This window comes from Collinsella provencensis, from assembly GCF_900199705.1.
Classification (GTDB): domain Bacteria; phylum Actinomycetota; class Coriobacteriia; order Coriobacteriales; family Coriobacteriaceae; genus Collinsella; species Collinsella provencensis.
On the sequence record NZ_LT904908.1, the window covers coordinates 1,112,208 to 1,123,823 of the forward strand.

The window sequence follows — 11,616 nt, forward strand, 5'->3', positions numbered from 1 at the left end:
TTGTGCTTACTCCACCGTGACGCTCTTGGCCAGGTTGCGCGGACGATCCACATCGCAGCCGCGCAGCAGGGCGACCTCGCGCGCCAGCAGCTGCAACGGTACCGTCGCCGTGATGGGGCTCATCGCGTCGCGCACGGGCGGCACGTAGATCACGTGGTCCGCAATCGCACGGATATCCTCGTCGCCCTCCGTCGCAATGGCGATGATGGTGGCGCCACGGGCCTCGCACTCCTTGAGGTTGGAGACGAGTTTGTCGTACGTGGGGCTCTTGGTGGCAACCGCAATCACCGGAAACCCGGGCGTGATGAGGGCGATGGGACCGTGCTTCATCTCGCCCGCCGCGTATGCCTCGGCGTGCAGGTAGCTGATCTCCTTGAGCTTGAGCGCGCCTTCGTAGCTGATGGCGGCACCCATGCCGCGACCGACGAACAACGCGGACGAGGCGTGCTCGCAGGCAAGAGCGGCCTCATGGATTGCAGGCTCCTGCGTGTCGAAGATGCGCTGGATCTGCTCGGCCGTGTCGCCGAGCTCGCGGAACAGCAAGCGCACCTGGGCCTGGCGCAGACGACCCTTGACCTGGGCGAGCAGCATGGCAAGCAGCGTGAGCGAGACCACCTGGCCGATAAAGCTCTTGGTGGAGGCGACGGCGATCTCTTTGTTGGCCTTGGTGTAGATGACGCCGTCGGACTCGCGCGCCACGGGGCTGCCCACCACATTGGTGATGCCGAAGACCTTGGCGCCCTTGATGCGCGCGTCGCGGATGGCGGCCAGGGTGTCGGCCGTCTCGCCGGACTGGCTCACGGCAACCACGAGCGTGGACGGCGTGATGATGGGGTCGCGATAGCGGAACTCACTTGCGGCCTCGACCTCGCAGGGGATGCGCGCCCAGGCCTCGACCAGGTTCTTGGCGATGAGGCCCGCATGGTAACTCGTGCCGCAGGCGATCACGTACACGCGGTCGATGAGGTTGAGCTCTTCGAGCGTAAGGCCGAGTTCGTCGATGGCAAGTGCGCCGCCGGCCAAACGACCAGTCAGGGTGTCGCGCACCACGCGCGGCTGCTCGTAGATCTCCTTGAGCATGAAGTCCGGGTAGCCGCTCTTCTCCGCGGCATCCATGTCCCAGTCGATGTGCGTCATTTCGGGCTGGATGACCGCGCCCGAAGCATCCGTGAACTCGATGCCCTCCGGCGTAAGGCGGGCGAACTGACCGTCCTCGAGCACCACCACGTCGCGCGTGGCGTCCATGATGGCGATGGCGTCCGAGGCCACGTAGCTGCCGCGTTCGCAGGTGCCGACCACGATGGGCGAATCCTTGCGGGCCACCGCGATCACGCCCGGCTCGTCCTCGCAGACGGCGGCGATGCCGTAGGCGCCCGTCACGCGCTCGCAAGCAAGTCGCAGGGCGGCAACGAGATCGTGCGTGCCGGCAGCGCGGGCGGGCGCTTCGGCATCGGTTGCGGCGGCATCGTTGGCGCAGCGGCCGAGATACGCCTCTTCGACGAGGTGCGCGATCACTTCCGTGTCGGTATCACTCTTGAAGACGTGGCCACGGCCCTCGAGCTCCTCACGCAGCTCAGCGAAGTTCTCAATGATGCCGTTGTGGACGATGGCGATACGACCGTCGCAGCTGGTATGGGGATGCGCGTTCTCCTCCGTGGGGCGGCCGTGCGTTGCCCAGCGGGTGTGACCGATGCCGCAGGTCGAACAGGTGGCAGCCTTGGCGTCCCCAGCGGCGGCCGCGCCCTCGCCCGTACCGGCGGCCGCGCCCAGAAGCCTCTTGTTCTGCAGTTCGTCAACAAGCTCGGAAACCTTGCCAACGCGGCGTACCACGTCCAAGCCAGATCCGTTCGCGTGCTCCAGCGCCACACCCGAGGAGTCGTACCCGCGGTACTCAAGGCGCGCCAGCCCCTCAGTCAAAATCTCCGCAACCGAATGCGTTCCCGTATAACCGACGATGCCGCACATAGCGACCTCCTATCGTGATGCCGCAGCAGCGCGGCGAGGTTTCAACACATCCGCTTTATTGTAAAAAAGCACGGACACGTGGAGGTTGCCATCTGGTAACACACATTAAATACCAGTGCAGAAACCCAAGAATCGAGGCAAGGACGACTCCCTCGCCTAGGTTTGCCCCGAAAATGATGGCGACAACCAATATCGGCAAAACCCCAGTCGCTTGCCCGTCGCCTCAACGTCCTTATTGTCCCGGCCTAGTCGAGCGCCCGCTGCCTCTCCTCGACCATCTCACAGAAGCCGCCCACGTCCATGAGCCAGTCCTGCTGGGAGGGGATGACGAGCTGGAGCTCGCTGTCGCGCATGGCGTCTTTTTCTCGCTCCAGCCTCTTCGCCTCCGCGGCACACGTCCTCGCGGTTCGCCTGAGCACCCGTATCCGCCACTCCATCTCCTCTTCGATGCTGTGCTCGTTTATCTTCTCTTCTCTCATGAACAGCACCTCCCTTCGCGCATTCTCCCGATGCCGGAGGCATCTTCGAGGCTTTGCGGAAGCCGCGGGGGCAATGGGGATCATGCGCGACAGGGGCTGCACTGACGTTCGGGGCGAGGTTGTCCGGCGGGCATCCGCCGTACCGCCTGTGGCGGAGAATTGAAAAAAAATACGGCCATGTCGTTCCCCGTGAGGGGTCTGACATAGCCGTGGTATGGACGGTTGCGATTAGCGGGTTGCACCGCAGTCGCAGTATTCGTAGTCGACATAGGTCTCGTAGTGACCGTGGTCTTCCTGATGGGAACCGACCTGAACCTGTTTTTCCTCGTAGATGGTTTCCAGACGGTGGTTGTCTGGGAGACCTGCGAGGATGAGTTCCACACTGTGGTTTTCAGCGTCAGCCGCACTTGTAGTGGAGTAACCGTCATAGGCGAAGATGTAGCGAGTTCCAACAGGTACCTTTTGGGTTTCGTAGTCGGGAACCGTCACCATGTTGGACACCCACTTCTGTGCGGTGTGCTGTTTCCACGAATGCTGGTGAGCAGGTTTGCTCGGCTTGTCGGAACCGCCAGAGCTTCCAGAGTTTCCAGAATTGGAATTTCCTGAGTTTGGGCTGGAGGGACCCTTACTTCCGGATTTGGAATCGGTTGAGGAGGATTCGCCCTCGGAAGCCTCGGCGGGCGGGCCGCCTTCTTTGCCGTCGGCAGAAGCGCTTCCCCCTCTTTCATCGGCGCCGTCCCCACCGGAGACGGCGACGGAGGCATCGGAACCCGCGGCGTCTGCCTTTCCGTCCGGGAAAGACCCGCCGACGAAGAAGGCCCCTAGGCACAGTGCGAGGATGATCGCCGCGGCCGCCGCGGCGGCCGCTTGTACCCTATGGGAGGCGAGCCATCCTCTCAGCCGCTCCATCCCTAATCGACCTCCACTCCTTCGGTTCCGGGCGTATCGAGGATGAACCCGTGATGCCCCTGCTCGACGATGGTGTACAGACCATCATAGCCGAGGAAGTGGAAGTCGTAGACCGTCCACCCCATGCTCTGCGTCGTGAGCTCGATGGACTCGGTCCCGTATCCGAGGTCCTCGCTCTCGGCGTTGTTGCCCGTGCCGTCGGTCTCCACGTGAAGCGTGAAGGGCTGCGCCTCGGGAGCGGTGTAGCCCGCCTCCAACTCGGCGATTTCGTCCTTCATCCTCTGAATCGCCTCATCGTTCTCGTTAACCTCCGCTTGAAGCTCCTCGCCCTCTGCTTGAATAGCCGCAAGGGCTTCGGGGTCGTCCGCGTAGCGCTCCTTCTGCTCCTCTAGCATGTCCAAGCCCTCTTGAGGGTCGGCGTTGTCCCTCGTGCGGTTCGCGATCTCGGCGTTGAGTTCGTCTATCCTGCTATCGCGGGTGGCGTTGAAGACCTCCTCGTCCTGTTGCTTGGCGATGTCGACGATCTCGTCTTCGGACTTGCCGTTCAGGTCCCCGTAGGTGAGGTCGGTCTTATACACGGTGACGTTGCCCGCCCCGTCGAACACGAACACCTCGGACACCTTCTCGTCCTTCTCGGGCGTGTCCGACGAGCGGAACCACACCCCCTTCGCGTTGAACGCCTGCGAAGCGGAGACGGGCTCCTCCGCCTTTTTCACATCCTCCCCACCGGAGCAGCCGGCGAGGGACACCGCGAGGGCCGCAGCGGCGAGCGCCCCCACGACAACCGTCATCTTCCTTTTCATGTCTGCATTCCTCCTTGTCATGATCCTTCGACAGTCCGGCGCAACCTCCGTCCGCGAGGGGGCGCTAGCATAAAACCGCATAGCCCCTCCGTTTGATTCTCGGTGCGCCCTGCTAAATTGCTCGGTGCGCCCCCGGCATATCGAGGGCGCAGAGCTTCCCTGTCTTATCTGTTTGCTTTTAGCTGCGCTGCTCTTTCGTGGCTGAGATTGCTGGGCCTACCACGAAGAGAAGAGCCGAGAGCGCGAGCGGCACCAGCGCCGAGAGGGCGCCGTCTCCCGTTTGAGGCAGCTCTCCCTTGTTGGCGTCCTGGCTGTCCTGTCCGCTTCCGCTGCCGGCTGCATCATCCTGTCCCGGTTTCGTGGACAAATCGGGGATCGTCTCGCTGCGCTTCTCGCCGCATACGGAGCAGGTATACGTTTTTACGCCAGTGGAGTGTGCGGTCGGCTCCTTGGTCACAGCGCCGCCATCCCACACATGGCCCGTTGCCGCAAGCCCGCGCACCTGTTCGGTGCCGCAAATGCTGCACACCAGTTTCTCTTGGCCGCTGGCGATGCATGTGGGGGCGCTCACCGTCTGCCACGCGCCCTCGTGCTGCTCGCCATCGATGGCGTGGAAGGACAAAGGATAGCTGCCGGGATACCCGTGCTTGCCGTCCCAGCGCTCAACGTATTTCTCGGAGATCGTTCCCGAGTAGCCAATGATGCACCCGTTCAGGATGGGGCTGCCCCACGTCTCCCAGCTCGCGCCCATCGAAGCGCCGTCGATAGTGGTTACCGAGCGCGGAATCCAGACGTATGCGAGGTTGTCGCAACCGTTGACGAACTGGTTGGGAATGGCGGTCGTACCCTCTTCGAGAATCAGCGTCTTGAGGTTCGCGCATCCGTGAAACTGCGCGTTTCCGTCCCATGTCGCGCCGCCGCCTATGGTAGCGCGCTCCAGGTTCGTGCAATAGGTGAACACATCGGAGCCGAATTTCACGTTCTCGGGGATGCTGATCTCCCGGATGCCCGTTCCCGAGAAAGCGACCACCTGCAGCTCTTCGAGCCCGTCATTCAAGCTGACTTCCGTTAAAGAGGAGGTGCCTTCAAATGCCGCCCCGCCCACCGTCTTCAACGTCGAGGGTGAGACGAACGTGCGCAGCTCGCTGTAGGAGGTTTCCTGTGTGGAGGCAAACGCCATTCTGGGGATCGTCGTAACCCCTTCTGCAGCCCGAACCTCCTTTATCTGATGCGCATACTGCGCCCACTCGTAGGGCTGCCCCGACCCGGCGGGTGCAACGTCCGCGGTAAGCGTGATCGTCCCCGCATCGTCTAGCGTCCAACCTGTTCCAGACGCCACCTCTGCTGCGTATGCGGGCTTTACACCCGCGAGCGCGAATACCGCCACAAGGACGATTCCCGCCGCCAGCCAAGCCCCACGTGCTTTTCTTGCAAATTGGATCATTCCTGCCTCTCCTTACCGTGTTATCTGACGTTCGTCGCCCACTCGCGCTAAACCCGCATTCGAGGCGACGAGCCAATCGCTGCTGTTATCGCCCTGTTACCGAACGCGTCAATCGATCGATGTTCGCGCTTGCAGAGGCCGTGTTGGCGTTGACCTGCTGGGCTTGGCTGAGTACCTGCCCCTGCATGAACAGGTTTCCAAGCTGAAGCATGTTGCCGATGCGCTGCTGGTTGAGCATCTGCCGCTGGCCCGCCTCCATGCGGCGCTGGTGCATCTCGGTTTCGTAGAGGTTGACCATCTCCTGCACCGTCGCCGCACGATGGTTACGCACCGCCGCGAAGAAGAAGTCGACGGCCTCGATGTTGTCGTAGTCCATGGGGTACCACGGCGCGATCTCTTCCGCCCACCGTTGCTGCACGGCGAAAATCTCCTGCTTGGTCTGCTCGATGCTCTGCGCAAGTGCTTGGTTGCTCGCATCGATCTGCGCGTTCCTCTGCTCGATGGCGGTATTTCTCTGTGCGCGGCTCTTGTCTGCCGTCCTGGCAATGACCCTGTACAGGATTGCGCCTATGACGGCGGAGACGGCGAGGTTCACAACGTTCCAGACCGTCAATTGAAGCTCCATGCCGCCCATTGCGAAAAACGGAATGGTGAGGGGATATGTGACGACCTTGAGCGGTGTGCTCGTGATAAGTGTAAACGCGATGAGGAAACCCAGAACCGCATACAGCAGAGGGTGCCGCTTCGTCTTCTTCTCCGACTTTTTTGCGAACTGCGTAGTCAGCTGGTTGATGCGGTTCTGCAGCTCCACCACGCTGTGCATCAGGTCGCGGGCTGTCGTGATTCCCGATAGCAAATCTTCCCGTTCGTCCATGCCATTCTCCTTTTGCCTTCTCTTTCGCGGCCATGGAACCGCTCGCAAGCGCGCTTGTCACAACAAGGTGCGGATTGCTCTTAAACTTTAATTGTATAGGCATAAATTAGCCTACAGAGGTTATTATAGTCGAGAAGAATCGCCCATAGGATTCAAGATGACTTGATTTATATGGGCGGTGATTGCATGAGGTATTTCGAGATAGGCCAACGGATCCGGCGGTATCGCAAAGCGTGCGGATTCTCGCAGGAGACGCTGGCGGGAAGGGTCGGCATCTCCGTCACGCACATGAGCCATATAGAGACTGGAAATACGAAGCTGAGCCTGCCCGTGCTGGCAAAAATTGCCGAAGAGCTTTCCGTTGGCACGGATGCCCTGTTGTCCGATGAACCGAAGCTCGACAAATCGATGCTCTCGGCAGAAGTACGGGAGATACTGGATTCATTTGAGGCTGACGAACTGCCCGTGGCGATAGAGGTGCTGAGGGCCTTGAGGGACGCGATGGCAAAGCGCAGGGAATAGCCTTCTTCTAGAGAACTCCGATATACGCCGATACATACACGGATACCTACACGGTCGCCCGTTTTTGGCAGCAGATAAAAGAAAACGCCTGAACCGTTTTACCAGTTCAGGCGTACAATTCTTGGTCGCGGGGGCAGGATTTGAACCTACGACCTCCGGGTCATGAATATGGCGGGCCGTCAAACAGCGATTGGACTAAAGCCGGGCCTTCCACAGTATTTAGTCCTATAAACAGTCCAACATCTCTATTCAAACCTTCCCGCTCTGCCAGGGGCCAAAGGGTCTGCACAGATGTGGCGATATCCTCCGACCTAGCAGTGCGCTGGGTTTGTCGCTGTGGTAGACGACCCCATTGTCCGTCATCGCCCGCACGGCGGCGATGCTCAAAGCGAATGATGTGGCCGCTGCAACTGGTATCATATGACGTGCTATTGAAAGGATGCTGAAGAGGCTGCGGGAAAAGGCTTGCTTACTAGAAGCAGAGCAAGGAGATCCAGAAGGCGGATTGCAGACAAATGATATGAATTAAATTGGGCACTGCGCGCTATAAAAGGAATTAGCGTTGTCGGTAAGGGGGCTTCTAAAATGACTGAAGTGAAAAAATCTATAAGGTCGCTTGCCATGTGTTGCCCAATTCCAGCGGTCGCTATTTTGTCGAATATTGGCACGCTCCTGATGCAGTTTCTGACCGGCCGCTCTCCTTTTGCAATCTCGAATGTACCGTCCTTGGAAACGCATCCGGACTGGGACGTTATCGCTAGTATCTGTATTACAAAATAAAGGATGGGTCCTGATGCTAGTACTGTCTGCTGCTTTAAGTTTATTAATAAGGTCTGGCTGTGTGATCTCCGCAACCCTGTATTTAATTCTCTTTATTGGAGATCGAAAGAGGGAATACCTGTATATCGCTCTATTTATGCTAAGTCAGTACTTGATCGAGCTAATGGTTCGAGGATACGAGACTAGTTCGCCAATTTACTATTACCTCCATAGCTATTTTTCGGCGCCCGTGGTGATCAAGTCGCTTCTCTATTGCGCATCCGTCTTTCTGATATGTTGTTTGTTCAGGAGGGCTATTGATAAGTCAAGAGCATGGATATTGGTACCGGTGGAAGTGCTATTGTTCATTTGGCTCGTCATGTTCCCCTTGCTGGGGGTGCGTACGGGATTCTTGTATATTTGTTACCTGTTGCCATTCCAACTTCTAGTTGTCGTACTAGCTTTCATCGGCAGCAAATCCTTCGGCAGGGTAGCGCAGAAAAGCATATTTTTGAAGTTAGGTGTATTCTTGAGAGTGGTTGGAATTCTTGGGATAGCGATTGTCTTCGAAGATGTCGTCACAGGACTGTATTATGGGCTCGGTAGTGACGTTGCGGATCTGGTGGCAAGTGGGGCAATTCGAAGCCGTAATATTAGCGAGAACATTTTTCAAATAATCGTTGCCGTATACCTTATCGCTGTTGCGGCACATTTCTTTGTTGACAAGATTGCAGCGAAATCGATTCGCGGTGAAGCCTTGACGGGGGAGCTTTCAGAAGAAGTCATAGACGCCTATGCAACATCTATTGGCCTTAGTCTCAGAGAGCGAGAGATCCTGGGATTCTTGCTTAAAGAGAAAAGCGTACAGGAGATATCCGGACTGTTGTTTATTTCGGCTGGTACGGTCAAGTCGCATACGCATAACATCTACCAAAAGGCCGATGTCAGCAACAGGATGCAGTTGCTGCAGAAAATCAGATGTTCATAACGTTGATTACGTTGGGCCAATCAATATGAATCCCGCTTCCTTTTGTTTATACCCTGGTTTAGCGCTTTATGAACCCTAGTTCATAAAGCGCTAAACCAGGGTATAGGCTAAGATTGAACATTTTTATCAAGACCAGTTCATGTGAAAGCGGATTGGAAAACTACATAATCTAGCCATTGGGTTGTCGGCAGCGAGGGGCCTTTGCTTTAGCCATCAAGTTATCGGCAACACGGAACCTCTGGAAGAGAAGGTGACAGATTATGAGAAGAAAGATTGCCTGCGTATTGTGTTGCGCCAGCCTATGTTTAAGCATGGTGGTAGGCCAAGGATGTTCTGCAAATAATCTGCAAGGTGGGGCATCAGACAGCACGCTGGCAAATGCCGGATCAACTTCTAAAGAGTTTGACGGGAAGTTCGATGCAACCGTCAATGCGGGGAATGCACAGGAAGTCGTGTATGTAAATGGCTCTTGGTTTGATATGGGAAGGCAGTATGGGTTACAGCAGAAAGATCAGTTAGAGAATAACTGGACATCTGTTATGGCTCTAATTTACGCAGAGGCAGACGATGCCGCATATAACGAAGCTATGGGTAAGATTCTGAAGCATTATGAAGCGGATGAGCCGGCTGTATTTGATTTCTTGTCAGGGATAGCTGATGGGGCAGGAATCTCAAAGGAAGACGCAATAGTTGCAGTTATGGGTTCATCTGTTCTCAACTACGACCTCATGATGCATTACGATCCAGAGCGCTCAAAAACATGTATGAATGTATCTGCTTGGGGAGATATGACTCAGGATGGCCATCATCTTGGAGCCGCTAATCTTGATGCAATCAGCGCAACGCCCGCCGCAATGTTCTCGGATATGATTTCTTATCCGGATGATGGCTATGCGGTTATTGCATCAGGCGGATTGCAGGGAAATGCGTTCATGAATTCCGAAGGCCTTATTATCACCTATGCTGGAGGGCCTCAGGCATCGCCGAGCGAAGGTGCGGAGGTGATTGATAGGGAAGGCACCTTCCTCGATACCTTGTTTGCTTATTGGTACGCAGCTACAAAGTGCGCTACAGCAGACGAAGCGGTTAAGATGCTTACGGAAACCGAGTGGATCCATACAGGCAACATCAACGTTTCCGACAACAATGGAAATGCATACCTCATCGAGCAAAAAGACAATGCATTCGTAGTGCGCAAGGCTGGCGACTACGGCGAGACGGACTATCTTATTGCAGCGAATCATTTCAAGGATGAATCGTGGATGAATGATTCATACGAGGCATATCCAGATAGCGTTCCGAGAGCCAATACTCTAGAAAAGGTTATGCTAGACGAGAGCGGCAGCGTTACCCCTCTTACGCTTGCGAACGGACTCGGAAGTATTCGTTACTTTGACGAAGGCAAATGGAATGAGGAAAACTGGGATTTTGGCGGTTTCTATCAGTTCCACTCTCCAGAAGGAGATGACATAGAGTTCAAGACAATTTTCAGGACAATTTTTGATGCAACTGATCTTGAAATGTATGTCTTGAGAGGTCATGACGAGAAATTCCGCTCAGATGTTCCCTACGGCACAGCGAATTACTGCAGGCTTATTCTTGGAGAGGGCATGCAGGCTACTAACAAGCAGGCAGAAACCGATGCACGTATTGCGGTGAGAAACGCAGGAGCTGAATTGTACAAGAACGATTCGGTGGATGACGAGTCCATGGAATATTACAATAAGGCTGCTGAGGCGGTGCACACGGGATGCAATTACACAACTATGGCTGATTGCGCCAATGCGAAAGGCGATAAGGAGCAGGCTGCGATTATGTATGGCCTTGCCACTTCACAGTTTGCCAATGCTCAGCGATACGCACAGGCATCTTATACTACTGAAAATGTGATTATTCAGTAATTTTGCGTAACGCTCAGCTCGTCATTTACAGAAAGCGGAGATGATCTCGAACTCTCCCTAAAGATAACGTTCGAGATCACTTCTAAGATGTACCACCATGCCGATCATCTCGGCATGGTGGTACTTGTCGTTTATTCGCGCTGCCAGGCTTTCCTGCGTCTGACCCGGAGTTTTGGTCGCGGAGGGCCGGATTCGAACCAACGACCTCCAAGGCGCAGAGATTGGCATGGGGATCCAAAATGCCCGCGCAGCAACTAGCTCGCCGCGTGGTCTTTGCCCCACCGACACAAGGGCCCTCACTTGATAGCCTTTTCCACTGAGAAAGATTCTACGTGCTAGTCCGGTCTTTTTTGCCAGCGTTTTACTCTATTGCACTCCGGTAGGCTTCTTTGTGCATGATTCCGTCTTATTTTCTTCGCTATTTCTTCGCCGCACTATTTAGCCAAAAGAAAACAGCCCAGAGGAACAATGCCTCTGAGCTGCTAAAAGTCTTGGTCGCGGGGGCAGGATTTGAACCTACGACCTCCGGGGTCAGATGTTCTTATTTCAAATCACCTGATGACACGGTCAATCACTGTGTACAACTGGAAAAATGCCAAATCCGAATATCACTGCGAATCACTGCGAATCATCCTGTGTCACGGCTATAGATACATCCTGATGTACATCCTGAGACCGCAGAACCCGGGCAATCTCCGAGACGTCGGTGAGGTCGGTGTAGCGGGCGCGGTTCACATCGACTGAGTGCCCGAAGTAGGCGGCGCGGCGCTCGGCGGAGATTCCGAGGTCCGCCCACTCCGAGTTGAGCGTCGCCCTCCACGCGTGCGTCGCCACGTCGCGGAGCTGCGGGATGCCGAGGGAGTCGGCGAGCTCGTCGTAGAACGCGCGCACGGCCTTCTGGCAGTTACCGCGCTCCCAGACCCCGCCCGAGGCGGGTGCGGGGAACACGGGCGCCGACGCCGCGGGCCGCAC

9 protein-coding genes and 1 pseudogene are annotated in these 11,616 nt (G+C 56.5%); 3 read left to right on the forward strand and 7 right to left on the reverse strand.

Going from position 1 to position 11,616, the window contains the following annotated elements:
- Window positions 1-6: 6 nt before the first annotated feature.
- From glmS to C1711_RS05055, 6 genes are all read right to left on the reverse strand, one after another.
- Window positions 7-1,965 (reverse strand): glutamine--fructose-6-phosphate transaminase (isomerizing), encoded by a 1,959-nt coding sequence (gene glmS, locus C1711_RS05030; RefSeq protein ID WP_102338067.1) that lies wholly within the window; start codon window positions 1,963-1,965, stop codon window positions 7-9.
- A gap of 245 nt (window positions 1,966-2,210) precedes the next feature.
- Complete coding sequence (locus C1711_RS05035; RefSeq protein ID WP_102338068.1) at window positions 2,211-2,444, reverse strand: hypothetical protein; 234 nt, start codon at window positions 2,442-2,444, stop codon at window positions 2,211-2,213.
- 228 nt (window positions 2,445-2,672) lie between these two features.
- Window positions 2,673-3,353: a hypothetical protein gene (locus C1711_RS05040; protein ID WP_102338069.1), complete on the reverse strand. Its 681-nt coding sequence runs from the start codon at window positions 3,351-3,353 to the stop codon at window positions 2,673-2,675.
- Between the two features lie 2 nt (window positions 3,354-3,355).
- Entirely contained in the window at window positions 3,356-4,156 is an 801-nt protein-coding gene (locus C1711_RS05045) for a hypothetical protein (RefSeq protein ID WP_102338070.1), read from the reverse strand.
- 178 nt (window positions 4,157-4,334) lie between these two features.
- Entirely contained in the window at window positions 4,335-5,600 is a 1,266-nt protein-coding gene (locus tag C1711_RS05050) for a leucine-rich repeat domain-containing protein (RefSeq protein ID WP_102338071.1), read from the reverse strand.
- A gap of 85 nt (window positions 5,601-5,685) precedes the next feature.
- On the reverse strand, window positions 5,686-6,474 hold the full coding sequence (locus C1711_RS05055; protein WP_102338072.1) for a hypothetical protein: 789 nt from the start codon (window positions 6,472-6,474) through the stop codon (window positions 5,686-5,688).
- Window positions 6,475-6,660: 186 nt separating this feature from the next.
- Here C1711_RS05055 and C1711_RS05060 point away from each other — a divergent pair, with 186 nt between their 5' ends.
- The 3 genes from C1711_RS05060 to C1711_RS05070 all read left to right on the forward strand — a co-directional run bounded on the left by C1711_RS05060 (window position 6,661) and on the right by C1711_RS05070 (window position 10,644).
- On the forward strand, window positions 6,661-6,996 hold the full coding sequence (locus C1711_RS05060; protein WP_102338585.1) for a helix-turn-helix domain-containing protein: 336 nt from the start codon (window positions 6,661-6,663) through the stop codon (window positions 6,994-6,996).
- A 1,120-nt stretch (window positions 6,997-8,116) separates the two neighbouring features.
- Entirely contained in the window at window positions 8,117-8,743 is a 627-nt protein-coding gene (locus C1711_RS07735; protein ID WP_159060055.1) for a helix-turn-helix transcriptional regulator, read from the forward strand.
- A gap of 260 nt (window positions 8,744-9,003) precedes the next feature.
- Window positions 9,004-10,644, forward strand: a complete 1,641-nt coding sequence (locus C1711_RS05070) for a C45 family autoproteolytic acyltransferase/hydolase (protein ID WP_102338074.1) — start codon at window positions 9,004-9,006, stop codon at window positions 10,642-10,644.
- Between the two features lie 618 nt (window positions 10,645-11,262).
- On the opposite strand, the pseudogene C1711_RS05075 reads toward C1711_RS05070, so the two are convergent.
- Window positions 11,263-11,616, reverse strand: a pseudogene (locus C1711_RS05075) (hypothetical protein); the annotation flags it as partial.

Coding starts and splice junctions, on each gene's coding strand:
- glmS (WP_102338067.1), bottom strand. CDS start 1,965: ATGTGCGGCATCGTCGGTTATACGGGAACGCATTCGGTTGCGGAGATT.
- C1711_RS05035 (WP_102338068.1), bottom strand. CDS start 2,444: ATGAGAGAAGAGAAGATAAACGAGCACAGCATCGAAGAGGAGATGGAG.
- C1711_RS05040 (WP_102338069.1), bottom strand. CDS start 3,353: ATGGAGCGGCTGAGAGGATGGCTCGCCTCCCATAGGGTACAAGCGGCC.
- C1711_RS05045 (WP_102338070.1), bottom strand. CDS start 4,156: ATGAAAAGGAAGATGACGGTTGTCGTGGGGGCGCTCGCCGCTGCGGCC.
- C1711_RS05050 (WP_102338071.1), bottom strand. CDS start 5,600: ATGATCCAATTTGCAAGAAAAGCACGTGGGGCTTGGCTGGCGGCGGGA.
- C1711_RS05055 (WP_102338072.1), bottom strand. CDS start 6,474: ATGGACGAACGGGAAGATTTGCTATCGGGAATCACGACAGCCCGCGAC.
- C1711_RS05060 (WP_102338585.1), top strand. CDS start 6,661: ATGAGGTATTTCGAGATAGGCCAACGGATCCGGCGGTATCGCAAAGCG.
- C1711_RS05070 (WP_102338074.1), top strand. CDS start 9,004: ATGAGAAGAAAGATTGCCTGCGTATTGTGTTGCGCCAGCCTATGTTTA.